Source organism: Xenococcus sp. PCC 7305 (assembly GCF_000332055.1).
GTDB lineage: Bacteria > Cyanobacteriota > Cyanobacteriia > Cyanobacteriales > Xenococcaceae > Xenococcus.
Map to the genome: position 1 here is coordinate 1 of NZ_ALVZ01000094.1, position 17,491 is coordinate 17,491.

At 38.6% G+C, this 17,491-nt stretch carries 11 protein-coding genes and 1 pseudogene; 8 read left to right on the forward strand and 4 right to left on the reverse strand.

Features of this window, described 5'->3' with window-relative positions; all coding sequences use genetic code 11:
* The 3 genes and pseudogenes from XEN7305_RS28865 to XEN7305_RS28870 form a co-directional block, all read right to left on the reverse strand.
* A pseudogene (locus tag XEN7305_RS28865) lies at positions 1 to 435 on the reverse strand (hypothetical protein); the annotation flags it as partial.
* Complete coding sequence (locus tag XEN7305_RS03665) at positions 432 to 995, reverse strand: ISAs1 family transposase (RefSeq protein ID WP_006507991.1); 564 nt, start codon at positions 993 to 995, stop codon at positions 432 to 434. The pseudogene XEN7305_RS28865 and the gene XEN7305_RS03665, both read right to left, overlap by 4 nt.
* Before the next feature lie 387 nt (positions 996 to 1,382).
* Positions 1,383 to 1,556, reverse strand: coding sequence for a hypothetical protein (locus XEN7305_RS28870; protein ID WP_158500376.1), 174 nt, complete (start codon positions 1,554 to 1,556; stop codon positions 1,383 to 1,385).
* A 689-nt stretch (positions 1,557 to 2,245) separates the two neighbouring features.
* Here XEN7305_RS28870 and malQ point away from each other — a divergent pair.
* The 3 genes from malQ to XEN7305_RS03680 all read left to right on the forward strand — a co-directional run bounded on the left by malQ (position 2,246) and on the right by XEN7305_RS03680 (position 6,206).
* Positions 2,246 to 3,754: a 4-alpha-glucanotransferase gene (gene malQ / locus XEN7305_RS03670; RefSeq protein WP_006507993.1), complete on the forward strand. Its 1,509-nt coding sequence runs from the start codon at positions 2,246 to 2,248 to the stop codon at positions 3,752 to 3,754.
* A 194-nt stretch (positions 3,755 to 3,948) separates the two neighbouring features.
* Positions 3,949 to 4,563: an ATP-binding protein gene (locus tag XEN7305_RS03675; protein WP_006507994.1), complete on the forward strand. Its 615-nt coding sequence runs from the start codon at positions 3,949 to 3,951 to the stop codon at positions 4,561 to 4,563.
* A 269-nt stretch (positions 4,564 to 4,832) separates the two neighbouring features.
* Positions 4,833 to 6,206 (forward strand): energy transducer TonB, encoded by a 1,374-nt coding sequence (locus XEN7305_RS03680; RefSeq protein WP_006507995.1) that lies wholly within the window; start codon positions 4,833 to 4,835, stop codon positions 6,204 to 6,206.
* Positions 6,207 to 6,427: 221 nt separating this feature from the next.
* Here the strand turns inward: XEN7305_RS03680 and XEN7305_RS03685 are convergent, their stop codons facing one another.
* Positions 6,428 to 7,375, reverse strand: a complete 948-nt coding sequence (locus XEN7305_RS03685; RefSeq protein ID WP_006507996.1) for an NAD-dependent epimerase/dehydratase family protein — start codon at positions 7,373 to 7,375, stop codon at positions 6,428 to 6,430.
* 455 nt (positions 7,376 to 7,830) lie between these two features.
* On the opposite strand from XEN7305_RS03685, the gene XEN7305_RS03690 reads away from it, so the two are divergent.
* The 5 genes from XEN7305_RS03690 to XEN7305_RS03710 all read left to right on the forward strand — a co-directional run bounded on the left by XEN7305_RS03690 (position 7,831) and on the right by XEN7305_RS03710 (position 17,187).
* A complete protein-coding gene (locus XEN7305_RS03690) occupies positions 7,831 to 9,510 on the forward strand; it encodes a glycosyltransferase family 2 protein (protein WP_006507997.1) in 1,680 nt (559 codons plus the stop codon).
* A 51-nt stretch (positions 9,511 to 9,561) separates the two neighbouring features.
* Positions 9,562 to 11,313, forward strand: a complete 1,752-nt coding sequence (locus XEN7305_RS03695) for a sulfotransferase domain-containing protein (protein WP_006507998.1) — start codon at positions 9,562 to 9,564, stop codon at positions 11,311 to 11,313.
* 105 nt (positions 11,314 to 11,418) lie between these two features.
* Positions 11,419 to 12,435, forward strand: a complete 1,017-nt coding sequence (locus XEN7305_RS03700) for a hypothetical protein (protein WP_006507999.1) — start codon at positions 11,419 to 11,421, stop codon at positions 12,433 to 12,435.
* A 73-nt stretch (positions 12,436 to 12,508) separates the two neighbouring features.
* Positions 12,509 to 14,785 carry a lipopolysaccharide assembly protein LapB gene (locus tag XEN7305_RS03705; protein WP_006508000.1) on the forward strand — a complete coding sequence of 759 codons (2,277 nt, stop codon included), beginning with the start codon at positions 12,509 to 12,511 and terminating at the stop codon, positions 14,783 to 14,785.
* Positions 14,786 to 14,973: 188 nt separating this feature from the next.
* Positions 14,974 to 17,187: a tetratricopeptide repeat protein gene (locus tag XEN7305_RS03710; protein ID WP_006508001.1), complete on the forward strand. Its 2,214-nt coding sequence runs from the start codon at positions 14,974 to 14,976 to the stop codon at positions 17,185 to 17,187.
* The last annotated feature ends 304 nt before the right edge of the window (positions 17,188 to 17,491 follow it).

The window sequence follows — 17,491 nt, forward strand, 5'->3', positions numbered from 1 at the left end:
CAGGGCTATTTCATTATAAAAACATCCATGAGCAGAGCTAAGGATCTTGAACAAAGCCGTTGAGCTTGAGCCATATTTTTCCATCCGTATTGTCGATAAAGATTGAGTGCCAGATTTCGTGCTTGAACAAACAGTCCCACTAGGGGAGTTGTTCGGATTCGAATAGTAACGAGTTTCTCTAGTAACAACAATCATGTCAGCTAGGATTTCGGCACGCTCTGACTCAACTTGAATCAAGGTTTTAAGACCAGGCCATTCTCTAATCTGGGTAAGGTCTCGACAAATACTGACACGGCGTTTTTCAATGCGACCATGGCCTTTATTTAAACTCTCAAAAGTTTGCTCGGGCTTAAAATTAGTCTTGACATCAGCAAGTAAACCACGATGATTGCCCTTGAGTGCTCCGAGATAATCATTTTCACTCTCAATAATCAACTCGGCTGTTTTTTTTGAGTATTGATAGCATCAAAGGCAAAGACAACTCCTTTGAGTGCTAGCTTTTCAATCATTTCTGGCAAGGCTTTAATCTCATTGGTTTTACTCTCAACTTTGTAGGGAGGCAAGATCAGCTCTCGTTCCACCAGATAACCTGTGACCATCATGATTGCTGGATGGGACTGACAATGAGGATTATCTGTTTCTTTCATAAACGAGTGCTTGAGCACTTTGCCATCTGCTGCCACAGTCTCCCCTGATTGCGGGCTAATCTTAAAGAAGCGATTAAGACTTTGGGTATAGCTATCCTCATCGGTTTGTAAGAGAACACGACGAATCGTGCTGTAAGACGGTAAGCGATTTTTTGCAGGTTTAAATAATTCTAATAATTCACGATTATAAGACTCAATCCAATCTCCAATGGCGAGAAAACCTCGATTTCCCGCCGCAACTGCAAGAGTAAACAGTGCTAAACATAATGTTTTGTCATGACGGCGACCCGCACGGCGACGTGGATCTGGTAGCTCTACAAAGGCATTTATGATACTTTGTTGTGGCATCCTGCTTATTAGGGGACTATCACATTATCCCTCTTTCTAGAATGAAATAGCCCTGACATCCTCATCAGCATTTGGTCTGGCAGTCACAACCAACAGGTTTACCGTCGGAGACTCCTTAACCTTTGCTTCAACCACCGCAGGCTGAACATTTTTCCTGATCAAAACCGCATCAACCGCCAAAGGTCGGGGTAAATCAGGATCTTGCAGCGCTTCCCAATGAATCCCATGAAACTCTGGGGTGATACTTTCAATTTCTATCTGTACCTGAGCTAAATTACCTCGTAGCTCATTGTATTTAGCATAAGCCTTAAAATCTGCTTGAAAAACCTGCTTAAATAAATCCTCGCCATATTTTTTGACACTATCCTTAGCTCTCTTCGCTTTTACTTACTCTAGAATTGGGCGACGCAACCATTGCTCAAAATACCATTCCAATTCTTGTTCTTCGCTGGGCGCAAAAGGGTCACTAACTGTAATCTGATAATTACTTCCGTCAATAACTAAAACCGCGTTAAACCCTGTCTCAGTCTGACCTGTTTCGCGGATGGTAATTACAGCCATAGATTTTGACATCCAGAAGAAAGAATAATTTAATTCCGACGGGAAAACTAACTCCAATGCTTCTCGTTTAAAGATTGACTTTAAAAACCTAACGATTTGGGATTTGGGGTTTTAGGGGTTTGGGGAATAATAATAGCCAGATTTCCCTAATTCCCTACATCCCTATTTCCCTAAGCGAGAAGTATTGAAACTAACCCTATCTCTTAATGTACAAGTAATGTACAAGATCTGGCAGTTTATGAGTCAGTAAAGAGAGGTGTTCGGTTTTAGGTTTTAGGTTTTAGGTTTTAGGTAGTAAGTTTTAGTTTAAGAAAGTTCCCCCATTACTCATTACCCATTACCCATTCCTCTCCCCAAAATCGTATTAAGTAATATAATGATGCGGAACCGGGAAACTAGTAGACGTAAGCATAAATAAAACCACTATGCCAAACAGTTCAAAAGATTGATATTAAAAACTTTTGATTCTTCAGAAACTAAAAAATTAATAGAATAAGCTAAAAGCATTGCTATAAATAGTTTCTGGTCTTCTTTTTCGGGGATTTAACCCATTTGCCCCTGCGCAGCTCTACCCGAAGGGTCTCTGCCATCTGCCATCTGCCTTCTGCCTTCTGCCTTCCCCGTCAGGAGCTTTTGACTTTTGACTTGCTCTACTAGTTGTTATTTAGGATTACGGAAAAAAAGATTTAATGTTCAACTCAAGAGTTAGCGGTATTTTACTCCATCCCACTTCTTTGCCTAGTCCTTTTGGGATTGGAGATCTCGGAGATGATGCTTATCAGTTTGTCGATTTCTTAGCTGAATGCGATCAGCAAATATGGCAAATCCTACCCATTGGGCCCACTGGCTTTGGCAATTCTCCCTATCTGTCCTATTCTGCCCTAGCAGGTAATCCCCTCCTAATTAGTCCCCAAAAACTCCACGAAGACAATTTTCTAACCGAATCGGATCTGGCTAGTTTGCCTGGCTATCCCTCAGCTAAGGTCGATTACGACCTCGTGATTGCCACCAAAATCCCCCTACTAAAAAAAGCTAGCGAAAACTTTAAAGCAGTAGCTACCAAAAAACAACTAGCAGATTGGGAAGAATTCTGCGATCGCCATCAGGATTGGCTCGACGACTATGCCCTGTTTATGGCCATCAAAGAAGCGCATGACGGCAAAGGATGGCATCAATGGGATAGCGATATTTCCTCTCGTCAGCCCAAGGCGATCGCAGAATGGACAAATCGCTTGAGTGAAGCAATCTTTTTCCACAAATTTATGCAATATCAGTTTTTTAGTCAGTGGAAAAAACTCAAATCCTATGCCAACGAACATGGAGTCAGAATATTTGGTGATATCCCGATTTACGTCGCCCATGATAGTGCTGATGTTTGGTCTAATCCTGATATTTTCTGTCTAGACGAGGAAACCCAAGAACCTGCTCTCATGGCAGGTGTCCCACCAGATTACTTTAGCGCCACCGGTCAGCTTTGGGGTAATCCTGTTTATAACTGGAAAGAATTACTCAAGACTGATTTTAAATGGTGGATCAAAAGAGTTGAAGGCATCTTGGAATATGTCGATATTATTCGGATTGATCATTTTCGAGGGTTTGAAGCTTTCTGGGCCGTGGAACAAGGCGAAACCACCGCGATGAATGGAGAATGGATGAAAGCTCCTGGTGCCGAGTTCTTTAAGCTTTTAAAACAACAATTAGGTGAGTTGCCCATTGTGGCCGAAGATTTGGGAGTGATTACTCCAGAAGTCGAAGCCCTAAGAGACCAATTTGAATTCCCAGGCATGAAAATTCTCCATTTTGCCTTTGATAGCGATCGCGCAAATCCCTTTTTACCCTTTAACTATGTGAATCGGAACTGCATTGTCTACACAGGAACCCATGACAACAACACCACCATCGGCTGGTTTTACGATCGCTCTGAAGAAGCACAAGCCAATGTAATCGATTATTTGGGCGGAGCTTGCCCAGAAGGAGTTAACTGGGCTTTAATTCGCTTGGCAATGGGATCTGTGGCCAATGCCGCGATTTTTCCCCTGCAAGATATTCTCGGTTTAGGGACAGAAGCCAAAATGAATACGCCTTCATACGCCGAAGGGAATTGGGACTGGCGCTATCAACCGGAAATGTTATCCTCAGATCCGCGATCGCATCTCAAACATCTTACTTATCTCTACGGCAGAATGCCTATCAGGTAATTAGACAATTGATTAACTTTTTAAAGGGTGCAAAATATGCGCCCTTAATCGTTTATTCTGAAACAAAACTTTTTAATTGTATAAAATTGCATAAAGCAAAGTTAAACTGGTAATAGCAAAAAACCATGGATTATTTTGTCTCATACAATACATGTGTTTTATATGTTTCATTTATATAGAATAAATAATTATGTATGATTTTAGACTCTGACAGAGAAAAAACCTATTATCTATCTAAGGGGCGCCATAACTGTGACGGAAATAAAGTTCAAGTGAGTAATGCACGACCAACAACATTTTCCGACCCCATGTTCATCCCCGCGAATCAAGAAGGTCTTGTTAACCGCCATTCTTCATTTTCCATGACTACTAAAAAGGAAATCAAACGATTTCACCTACAAGTTGCGACCAAGTTAGAAGCCTTACAAGAGGTACTGCAATGGTTTGAGGGTTTAGTTAGTCCCTATTTGACACAAACCACAGGTTGGCAATGTGAAGTTGCCTTAACCGAGGCTTTTACGAATGCAGTTCGCCATGCCCATCACAATTTACCTCAATCAACCCCCATTGATTTGGAAGTAAAATTATGTGAGAGCTTTTTGGAAATGCGTGTTTGGGATCAGGGTAAAGCCTTTGACCTCAAAGCCCAATTGCAAGCTAACGAAAAAAATATCACGTCTCTAGATAAAGAAGGCGGTAGGGGTTTACAATTCATCAAAAAACTCACAGATGAATTACAATATCTCACTGTCCCTAACTATCGTAATTGCTTAGTTATTCGCAAAAAATACTCTTCATCAACTCGATAAAAAACTTTTAATCTTAAACATTAAATTATTAGAATATTTATATTCGAAACTGGATCTAGTGCAAGATATAGTGCACACCACTCCAGCATTTCTTCTTTCACAACTTTGGTAGAAGTTTCGAGAAGATATCACCATTACAAATAAAAGCATTCACTATTATTTAATTAGCTTTGAGCTATAATCCTGGTTCTGTTACTCCACTCTTGCTGCGGTTCAAGGCACTCACTGCGCGGGGGAAACCGCTAATCACAAAGCGATTTTAAATAGATATGTCCTCGGAACTCAATCTTAAAATAAATCATCAAGAATCTGCTAAAAAGCCAATTATTAGCTCAACTCACATTGCTTTATTAGTTTCCCTTGGGCTGCACTTGTTGTTATATAAATATGGCTTTCCTGCTTTATTTGTGCAAACCCAGAATGTTTCCGGACGACAAACCGTTGAAACTATTGAATTAAATCCTTTTGAGCAAGCTCGTCTGCCCGATTTAGAGTCTAATTTTGCCATTCCCGAATTTAATAACACTCCTCTTGATGGGACAGTTCCCCCTTTAGCACTACCTACCTACCTCAATCCTGAGATCGGAGATCTAACCGATCTACCAGCAATTCCTGTACCCTTGTTGCCAAATTTTGATGATTTTCCTGCCTATAGTAGTGATATCGCCTTACCTCCTATTGGAGAATTATCCGATCTTCCCGTTCCCCCAACCCTAGAAGATTTAGATTCCCTGGTTGAATCCCCTGTGACAGCCGTAGAAGATTTGCCAGAGGAACCCGAACTCTTGCCAGAAGAGCCAGAAACTGCGATCGCAACAAAAACTCCTGTAGAAGAACCAGAAGAACCAGAAGCAGAAAAACCAACCCCTGAAGAAATCGCAGCCGTGCGGCAACAGAAATTGCAGGGAGATCTTAGTGAGGTTAGTAACAGTTTACAAAAACAAAATCTAGGCAATAGTGATGACGATGCGAGGAAAAACTATGTAGCTTGGATTAGTCGAATTGAAGAAATTAAACCAGAAGAAATCACCTTTGAAGGGGTTTATCCCAAAGATGCTTGCATCAGAAGATTAGAAGGCGCTAGTGTTTATGGCGTAGTGGTTGATTCTAGTAATCAAATTGTTGATGCGGAGTTACTCAAAAGTGCGACCTATCCAGTTTTTAATCAACAAGCAATCAAAGATCTGGAAAAATATGATTTTGGCAATGAGACCCAGGATACCAAGCCCTATCAGGTAACAGTAGACTATAAATACAATGCGGAAATTTGTCCTTCTCTAACTCTGCCATCTTTAAGAAAAGAGAATGACGCAACTGCAACGCCTGAAACAGAAACGCCTGAAACTGTTCCTGTAGAACCAGAATCGGCAGTCCCTGAAATCGAGACCCCAACAGAGGCAGAATCAACAGAGACAGAAACCGTTGCGCCACAGGAAGCAGAAACTCTTGACTCAGAGACTTCTCCAGAAGAAGAAGACTTGCAGCCTGAGGATTTATCACCCGATGATTCCTTGAGAGAAAGACTGCGAAATAATCCTTTACCAGATGATGATTCTTTAAGAGAAAGATTACAAAATACGACTTTGCCGGATAATGATGCGATCCGTGAAAGATTGCGCAAGACTCCTCTTCCTGAGAACTAGTGCCGCTGTGCGGAAGTAATGAATAATGAGTAATAAGTAATAAGTAATGAGTAATGAGTAAAGTTGGGAAATGCTTTATCCGATATTTCGCGATCGCTTTAATGACTGATAATTATTGTTGATAGCGATCGCGATAACTTCAAAAATAGGGGGCTATTCTTGTTTGATAAAGCTTCCCACAGGATAAATTCGTCAAAGCCGTTCCTTAAGGGCAAACTTTATTAAATCAAGACGGTTTCCCTACTAGTTTGCTGACTATTGACAAACCAATCCCAAGTCACTTGCAAGCCTTCTATCAAAGGAGTTGCCGGATTAAAATTCAATTCCCGACGGGCCTTGCTAATATCACAGAAAGTTTCGCGTAACTCTCCTCGGCGAAAATCCTCATATTGAACGTGGATCGGATATTGTTCTGGAACTACTTGCTTCATCGAGTCAATCAGAGTGTTAACCGATGTTGGGATTCCTGTTCCCAGCTGATACACCCCGGTAATGCCATCCTGTAAAATCGCTTGTTCAATACCCTGACACAAATCCTCGACAAAAACAAAGTCCCTAATCTGGGAACCATCGCCATAGACCACCAATGGTTTATTGGCTAAAATACGTTTGTAAAAAGCTGCCACAACACTTCCTTTATGGAAAGATCTCGCACCATAAACATTAGAAAATCGCAGACTAACGGCTTCCATGCCATAGGCAGCATTAAAAGCTGAACAATAACCTTCAACTGCCAACTTAGATGCTCCATAGGGTGCTGTCGGACGAGCTACCATTTCCTCATGAACCGGAGGCGGAACTTCCCCCAAAATCGCTCCACCAGTTGAAGCATTAACTATTCTTTTAATCCCCGCTGCTCGCATAGCAGAAAGTACATTAAAAGTTCCGTTAACATTCACCTCAAAATTATAAGTTGGGTTTTCCATCGACTCGACCACTCTGGTGTGAGCCGCCAAATGGACCACGGCATCGACTCCCACCAAAGCTTGATCTACCAAAGAGCGATCGCATATACTTCCCTTGATAAACTGAATTGGCTCTGCAACATGACTACGCTTACCCAATGATTCATCATCAAGAACAACAATTTGATAGCCTCCTTTTTTTGTCAGATGGGAAATCAAATTAGTTCCCACAAAACCTAAACCACCAGTAATTAATATTTTCATAACTATCAATAGCCCCAAGCTAAATCATTTGTAAGTTTTACTAGAACACGCGCCGACGACAAAAAAATTTGCGATCGCGTTTGTACGACCTAATCTTTTCAGATTTTATCTAGTTCTTTAATCGATAAAATCCAGTTTGAAACTTTTACAATAACAAGTGAATCAATATTTTCATAGGTTATTATTGGCTACAGTGTAAGTAATTATTCGAATATTTTTGAATTTTCTAACTAGATCTTTATATTTTAAAATTTACGAAGTTAACGACAAGAAATACACTTAAATATTTACCCTTAAAAATCAGTAAAGTTCTTTCCTCAAACCCCCTAAATGATAAATTTACTTAAGTAAATATACTGAATTTATTAGTAAATACTAAAAAATAGACCAAAGACAATTTGTCTTAAATTATTGTTGGTAGCATAACCAAAAAAATATTCATTAACTTGCTTGTTATGAAGAAAATAATAATTGGATTGGGAACAGGAAGATGTGGAACTCGCTCTCTTGCCCATTTACTAGATATCCAAGAATCCACCCAGATTACTCATCAACAAGAACCATCACTGCCTTGGAAAGTTGATAATAAATTAATTAAATCTAAAATAGATGGCTTATTACAATTGGAGCAACCTATTGTGGGAGATGTTGCCTCTTATTATTTACCCTATATAGATTTTATTCAGCAAAATTACTCTAACATCTATTTTATTTGTTTAAAAAGAGACAGGCAAGAAACAATTAACAGCTTTAGTAAATGGACAAAAACCTCGGCAAATTTATTTTTAAAAGGAGGAAATCTCGACAATACAGATCACCTGGCAGAACTCTATCCCCAATATGATGTTTTAGCTCAAGAGACAGCAATGGGAATCTATTGGGATGATTATTACCAAGCGACTCAAGAATTTGCTGAAAAATATGACAATTTTAAAATCTTCCCCACCACAGACTTAAATCATCCAGACAAAACAGAATCTATCCTGGATTTCTTAGAACTACCAACCAAAATTATTCAATCTGCCATAAGATTGAATACCAGAGAAATTTTTACCTTAGAGCCCTTAAATGATAATCACCTCAATATCGGGCCAAAAGAGATTTTATTATTTGCCAATGTTTGCAATAACATGACCCATATTCCTTACTTTTTAAAATACCATCGAGAATTGGGAGTTAATCGATTTTTTATTGTAGATAATGGCTCTGAAGATGAAACCAGAGAATTTTTAATGTCTCAAACTGACGTCATATATTTTTTCACCAGGGATAGTTTCAAGACCGCTAGATCGGGTCTACTCTGGCTAGAAGAATTGCGTCACAAATATGGAGTAGGCAATTGGTGTTTGACCTTAGATATTGATGAAATGTTTGTCTATCCTTGGTCAGAATATTTAAACTTGCAGTCACTATGTAAATATTTGGACTCTCATAATTACCAAGGCATTTATACTTTCATCCTTGATATGTATAGCAAATTGCCAATTAAAGAGGCTCACTACACCGCAGAAGAACCTTTTCTCAAAACCTGTGATTACTTTGATTCTAATACCTATTTTGCACGGCCAAATATGGGAAAAGACCAATTAAATTTTCCCCCTATCTCTATCCAAGGTGGTGTTCGTTGGCGAGTTTTTTGGAAAAATGGCACCAAACCTAAGAGTCCAACTTTAAGGAAAATTCCCCTAGTTAAATGGCAAAAAGATCTCAAATATATGGTGGTAACTCATCGCATGTCACCAATTCGCCTAGCTGATATTACAGGAGCTATTTTACACTTCAAATTCTTTAGTGACTGTGCTCAGCATTCTCTGCAACAAGTCAGAAAAGGTCAACGAACAGATAAAGATGCTGATTGTTATGTAGAAAAAATCAGTCAAAATCCTAATCTTTCTCTGTATCAGAAAGGAATCTCCGTAAAATATGAAAATACAACTCAACTCGTAAAATTGGGATTAGTAAAAATCTCTAAAAAATTTATTCAGCAGCTTTTACCTGAAGTTAAGTCTAAATGCAAAAACTCACAAATATTTGCGGCAATTTATAAATCAATGAAATCGTCATTTTTCGAGAACTATATAGAGCATAAAGTTAACTTAAAAGATATGTTGAACCTTTGGGAATCTTTGATATAGCTCTTCGAGAGGGAATGAGAAATAGGGAATAGTAAATCACAAGAGAATTTTATGATAGTCAAAAAAAATATTAGTAAAGATCAATTATCAACTAAAGAAAATATCTTCGAAATTATTAAAGATTTTCAATGCCAAACAGAATTTGAGACTATTATTGATGTATATTATGAAAGCGCTACAAGCAATAATCAGGATGTGCAGGCTTGGCAAGTATTAGTGTATCTGTATGAGTATCAAGCTAATTTTTTAGAAGAAAATATTAAAATATATCAAGGGATAATTTTAGATTTTGCCAGCAGATTATCTCAGATTGACGTCTCAGCATATGTTGCAGAAAAAGAGCAAAAAAAATCACATTTTTTTAAGCGGATTGTTATATATCAAGAAGAATCAAATGATAAAGACAATCTCAAATATCTACAGAATTTAGCAGCTCTCTATAAAGACTTCAATAATATTTTATTAGCCAACATCGAAGACTATAATACATTGCTCAGATCCAGCGCAGATCGAACATTATATTTTAAAATAGGCAAAATATTTAGCCAAAAAGGTCGCCCAGATATTGCTCAAAATATTTATGAATCGGCGATTCAAGCTATACCAGAATTTTCTCAATTTTACTTTGATTTAGGAAGAATTCTGTTACAAAGAAATGAAGTAAACAAGGCAGTCGATTATTTTTTACAGGGTAATCAACTTACTCCCCTAGGAGGCAAAACATTACTTAACAGCTTTAATTTATCATATCCAGACCTGCCCTGGGAGACTTTAGAAAAAGCGAGATTAGCTTTTCAAGAAAGAGCAGACAATCTTGGTAAGACTTCTCATCAAAATTTTTTGGTTAACTTTGGATTAGCAGAAATACTCACCAATCAGAGAAAAATCCCTGAAGCAATCAAATTTTACAAACTCGCCAGTCATCAAAAATGCCTAGTCGAAAAGCCATTATATGCTCAATATATTAATCAGCATGGTAGCCCTAGGAACTATCAGAACCCTGATTTTATCTTGATTGGATTTAATAAATGTGGTTCTACTTCTATGTATAACTACATGATTCAGCACGATCGCATTTTACCTGCTCTAGAAAAGGAAATTCATTACTTTAATAGTCTGCCAGAGATCTTTGGTGAACAACCAGAAGACCTTAATTGGTATCGATCACATTTTGCCTCCACACCAGATAATGGACAATTTATTACTGGAGAAGCTACTGTGATGTACGTGATTTACCCTGGCATTGAGAAAATGATTTTGGAACAGTTTCCTAATCTTAAATTGATTGTCATCCTCAGAAATCCCATCGACCGGGCAGTGTCCCACTACCACATGATCAAAAGATGTAAAGGAGAGACAAGATCCCTAGAAGAAGTCTTTAATTTGCAGCTTGCGGAATTTGGTGAGGGTCATGATGCTCTTGAATTGGCCCGCGAAATTTTTAATAACAATCTCACCCAGCCGAAGAATAGATATCAGCGCAAAAGATATTCAAAGATCGGAAGAACATCTTATTTAGGCGCTAGCCTGTATATGGCACATCTCAAAAGATGGCTAGATATTTTTCCCCAAGAACGATTTTTATTTCTGAAAAACGAAGATTTAGATCAAAATCCTGATGAAGTTATGAAAAAAACCTTTGAGTTCCTTGGTCTGCCCAATCAAAAAATAGATGATTATCGTCGCTATAAACTCGCTTCTTATCCTGGTATTAGCAACGATTTATATCAACGTTTATGCAGATTTTTTCAGCCCCATAATCAATGGCTAGAGGATTCTCTAAAAATGAAATTTAATTGGTAATCGAGGATTCGGTATATTTTCTTAAATTTGCCGGTACTATTTATTAAGTGAGATTAACCTTTGTTTGTAAGTATTCAGTGTATATAAACTCAAAGTATTTGAATTATGAATAATCTGGTTATGCCAAGTCTTGAGACCATCAATCGTCTTGAAGCAAATAGAGAAGAATTAACAACCTTAGTCAACAAAGAAGTTCGGCTAGAGAGAAAGTTAAGAAATATGCCCTCGATGCAAACCATGAAGGAAAAAGAGTTCTTATACAAATTGGCTCTAGAATACTACAAAGGCCAAGGACTAATTTTTGATGCTGGACTATATCTTGGAGTCTCGACATTATGCTTTGGTCGGGGATTGAAAAGGAATCCTCATATTGGGCTCAAGAACATGCTCCAGAAGCCAATTCAAAGTTTTGAGCTTGGTATTTGTACTGCGGGAATTGCCAACAAAATTAATCAGATATACCCCGACATATTGAAAATGAGGGAAGGAGATAGCTTTTTACCAATATTAAGAAGCAATATTAAGGAGGTGCAGTCTCTGACTAGGTTATATGAAGGAGATATTTGCCACTGGTTACAAAAAATTCCGGAAGCATTATACGAAATAGCCTTTCTCGATGTCTTAAAAACAGCAACTGTCAACGATTCAGTGGTTTCAAAGATTTTCCCCAGCTTAATTCCTGGCAGAAGCGTTGTGATTCAACAGGATTTTATCACTCCTAATTTGCCTTGGATTCAAATTAGCATGGGTTATCTTAAAGAGTATTTTGAATATCTGTTTACTCGCTCTGCTTCGACAATTTATTTGAACACAAAAAAAATTCCCAAAGAGTTGGTAAGTAAGAAATTTTATGACGATTTTACTTTAGAAGAATCTTTGGCATTATTCGCTCAGTCTTACCCTTCTGACTTGGATGAATTCGGACAGTACAAAATGGAATTAGCCAAAGGATTATTAATTGCTTATAAGACCGATATCAATCAAGGTATTAAGCATTTAGAAGGGTGCAGAAGTCAATATGAAAAATTTGCACAGATAAAGCCTTGGATTCGTTCTGTAGACGATCAAATTAATTATGCCAGACTCTTACACCTGAGTCTTGAGGCATCAGCTTCAAGTTAAAAATAAGAAGGACTATGTATGTATTCCCTAATTAAGAGAATGTTCTATTGGCCCCAGATTAACCCTTAAAAATATGCAATTACAAGACAAAACAATCGAAGTGGACAATCCCCAAAGTCACCTTGACCTGGCGAATGACCTGAAAAAAGAAGGGAAAATAGATGAAGCACTCTATCACTATCAAGCTGTGGTAGATCTTGAGGACAATAATTTATCAGCTTGGCAACAGCTAGCACATATTTATGAGCTAAACAAAGAATTTGAAAATGCAGATAGTTGTTATCAAAAAGTGATTGAGCTCGACCCTGACGAGACAAGATATTACATCAGGCTGGCTAAAGTTTTGCAGCAGCAAGAGAAAAATACTGAGGCCATCTCGATCTATCAAAAAGCGATCGCGATTGATCCTGAGCAGTCTTTGAATGTCTACAAGAATTTAGGCAATCTCCTGGTTAAAGAAGGTCGCTTAGATGAGTCGATAGCCGCTTATGCCAAAGCAGTAGAATTACAACCAGAAAATCCAGTTAATTATTGCCTTTTGGCAAAATCTCAAGCTCGTCAAGGAGATATCGAAGGTACAGTTTCTAGCTATCAAAAAGCAGTGGAGCTAGACTCGGAAAAGTCTCTTTCGTTTCTCAACAACATTGCAAATGCTTTGAGGCAGCATCGGGAACGGTATCAACATATCTGGCAAACTTTAAATCAAAAGAATATTGATGGATTTGCTCAGATAAAATACTGCTATCCCACTGTGAACAGTTGGGCAGATGTCAAAAATTACTTTGCCCAGACAAGTAACTATAAGATCATAAATCTCACGAATTTAACAGAAGAAGAGCGGTTAATCCTTGAGAAGAATAATCTTTCTGTAGAGAGCTTAAATTTGATTGGCAAAGATGATAGTGTGGCGCAACAAGAAACCTATCTCCAGCATTTCCAACAGAATTTTCAACTAAATTCCCCAAAAGGAAAATTACCATCTACTAAAAGATTTCAGGAGTTACGCAACCTAACAGCTTTTCAAGAGGCCATGCTAACAGGATACATGTATATCACCTGTCCTTTTAGCGGCAAACTTTTGCGGACAAACCAGTCTTTTTTGATCAACAAAGCAATCTGTGCCTATCGATTTGACGGTGACCAGGTGTTTTATGTCATAGCGACCAATTCTTTCTTTGAGAAAGCTCTAATCTATTTTCCCGATCGCGAGTTGATTATTAGACTATACAGAAATACTTTCATGGAGACAACTCAAATAATCGATCGCCTGAAAGCTTTTTTTGTAACCAATTGGCAACAAACGATGTCTTATTTGGCTTCTGATGCTCGAAAAGAGGTTGCCGTTTTGGCGGGGATAGATCGAAATTTAGGTCATCATATATGGAATGAGCTCACGGCAATTCACGATTTACAGACGAAAAAACTTCTTGGGCGGGCTGATAAGTTTCTCTTACCTCCCTACGATGTCTTCGGCAGAATAGAAGATATTTTTCCAGAAATACCTGCCCCCAAGATTATTCGTAGTGCAGATATTAGTGGAGATCAGTTGGGCAATATTGCCCTAGAAAACAATTATTTTGTTGTTCGCCCTAGGGGTCTATTTATTAAAGAGGATTTGGCCGACAGAATTTACCAACTTTCGCGGCAAAACTGCTCTCCCTCTACCTTATCTCAAATAGAAGTGGCCCAACAGCATTCGCCATTAATCTGGATTGATCTGCGATTAAACAAAAGATTTTGGAATTCCCAACTAGAGGGGACAGCAAAAATTATCCAGAAACTGGCTGAAGATTTTCCTAATTTGGGCGTAGTTTTTGATGGGTTTTCCCGTTTAGCTAAGGATTTAGATTACGGAAATGAAGATGTAAAACAAAAGCAAGCTGTAATAGACCAAGAAAGAGCAGTAGTTGAACAAATCGCCAGTTTAGTTACTGACTGTAATGTCAAAATTTACAATAATGTGGGCTGCTCTATCTATGAAAGTGTTGTTTGGGCTCATGCTATTGATTTATATATTGCCCATTGGGGGGCCGGGTTAACCAAAACAACTTTCCTGGCCAACAAACCTGGGGTTGTCCATACCAATCAGGTCGGACTTAATCTGCCCCCTGAAAGACGTTTTTACTGTTATGAGCGAGAAAATGGCATCGTCCCGACATTTGTGCCCCAACAGTCGGTTGTTGACACTGAAGATAGCAGTCAAAAATACATTAGTTATTCTTACGATTGTGATTGGCAAGTAATTTATGACCAGGTTGTTAAGCTTTATGCCAAGATTAACCGCAAAACTGAGCAAAAATCTTTTTTCAAGGATTTATATTCATTCACCAAGAGAATTTTCTCTGACTAAACAAATTTTCTTCAACGTGAGTTCGACGAATTTTCCTTTTGATTAGATTTCCCAAGTTGAACCACGAAGTAATATGCTTTTCCCTAGATCCCCAAATCCCCAAATCCCCAAATCCCTATTCAAAACTAGTAAATTTTGTACTCATCGAACTCACGTTTCTTCAAACCTTAAAGATCAACCCCTAAAACATGCAATTTCAAGAGGAAAAAAGCGAACTAGACAATCCCCAAGGACCCCTCGATCTTGCGAGTCAGCCCCAAGAAGAAGGGAACTTGGAGGAGGCAATTCGCCATTACAGAGCAGTTGTCAATATTGAGGAAAATAATCTGTTGGCTTGGCAGCAGTTGGCTCAGGTTTATGATCGCAACCAGGAGTTGGCAGAGGCGGCTAGCTGTTATCAAAAAGTTCTTGAAATCAGCCCGCAAGATGCAAAATGCTACATCAAGTTGGCTAAAGTTTGCCAGCGGCAAGGTCAAAATCTTGAGGCGATCGCAGCTTATCAAAAGGCGATCGAGATCGCCCCCGATCAGCATTTTAGTGTCTATCGGAATCTAGGTAATGTTCTTGTTCAAGAAAATCAATTAGAGAAATCAATAGTTGCCTACGCTGAAGCTATCAAGTTGCAGCCAGAAAATCCCTTTAACTATTGCCTCCTCGCAAAAGCGCAAGCTCGCCTAGGAGACATCGATGGGACAATTGCTAGTTATCAAAAAGCTCAAGAGCTCGATCCCGAAAAATCCCTGGAGCGTCGTAATGGCATCGCCAATACTTTAAGACAACATCAAGAACGCTATAACCATATCTGGCAAACTCTCAATCAAAGCAATATTGATGAACTCGATGCCACAAGATATTGCTACCCCACCAATAACAGTTGGGGCGGAGCTAGAGAATATTTTAATCAGACCAGCAATTACAGAGTAAAAGGTGTATGGGAACTAGATCGCGAAGATAGATTATTTCTTAAAGAAAACAAAATATCCCCAGAGCACCTAAAGTCGCTCAACAAAGATAGTCTAGATAAGCAGGAAAGCTATCTCCAGCATTTCAATCAAAATTTGCCGCTTGAGCATCAACAATCACAATTACCGCCCAATGATGAGCTCCATAAATTTAGTAAACTAACGGCCTTTCATAAGCCAATGGTGACAGGTTATATATATATAACTTGCCCTTTTACTGGCAAAGTTATCAGAACTAACCAATCATTTTTAGTGGACAGGGTGATCTGCGCTTATCGATTTGTCAGTGACAGAATATTCTATTTGGTCGCTTCAAATTTTTTGTTTGAGAAAGCTTTAATTTACTTTCCCGATCTTGAGCTAGTCATAAAAATGCGCGGCAATATGTATATGGAGCCAGCTCTGATGATCAACCGCCTCAAAGCATTTTTTGTGGCCAATTGGCAAGATGTCATGTCTTATATAGTTTCTGAGGACAGAAAAGAGGTAGCAGCTCTAGTGGGCATTGATACGAACCTAGGGCATCATATGTGGAATGAGCTTGCGGGCATTCATGAATTATATGAGAATGACAGTCTAGATAAAATTGATAAATTTCTACTGCCTCCCTATGATATTTTTGGAAGAATAGAAGAGATCTTCCCCGAAATTCCGGAGCAAAAGGTTATTCGCAGCCCTGGGTATAATGGCGATCAATTATGCAATATTGCCTTGAAAAATAATTATTTTGTGATGCGCCCTAGGGGCTTGTTTATCAAAGAAGAATTATCTAGTAGAGTTCACCAACTTTCACGGCAAAAATGTCCATCTGCTACCTTGTCGCAAATAGAAGAGGCCAAACAACATTGGCCTCTAATGTGGATTGATCTGCGACTCAACAAAAGATTTTGGGTCTCTCAAGTGAGTGGAATACCGCAAATTATTAGTAAACTTTTACCCGAATTTCCCAATTTAGGAATAGTGTTTGATGGATTTTCTTTGCTCGCTAAGGATATAGATAAAGGTGAGGAAAATCTGCTACGAAAGCAAGCTGCGATCGCCAAAGAAAGAGCTGTCGTAGAAGAAATTGTCAATCTGATTCCTGGTCAAAAACCAACCGTTTATAATACTATCGGCTGCACAATTTATGAAACTGTTGCTTGGGCTCATGCTATTGATTTATATATTGCCCATTGGGGAGCTGGGCTAACAAAAACAACCTTTGTCGCCAACAAGCCAGGTGTTGTCCATACTAATTATTCAGGACTTGATCGACCTATTGAAAGGCGTTTCTACTGTTTTGAGAGAGAAAATGGCATTGTCCCCTCATTTGTTCCCAAAGATTCTGTTGTGGAAATTGAAGGTAGTAATCCAAAAGCTGTGAGCTATTCCTATGATTGTGATTGGGAGGCAGTTTATGATGAAGTGATGAAACTGATTCCACAATGTGTTAGGTGTTAGGGATTAGGTGTTAGGTGTTAGGTGTTAGGTGTTAGGTGTTAGGTGTTAGGTGTTAGGTGTTAGGTGTTAGGTGTTAGGTGTTAGGTAAATCTCGGAAAACGATAAATATGGCTATGTATAGACTTCCGAAACAATCTAATATTATCTCAGTGTAATTACGTAAGTGAAATCAATAGTAACTTGCCTAAAATTCAAGAGTATTTGTGTTTTACTCAAAGAACATATGTGCGTATTTTTACTGTTGTTGTTTAATCATATTTCAAATATAAAGAACAAGTTAGGAAATCAACTAGATAGCCAGATA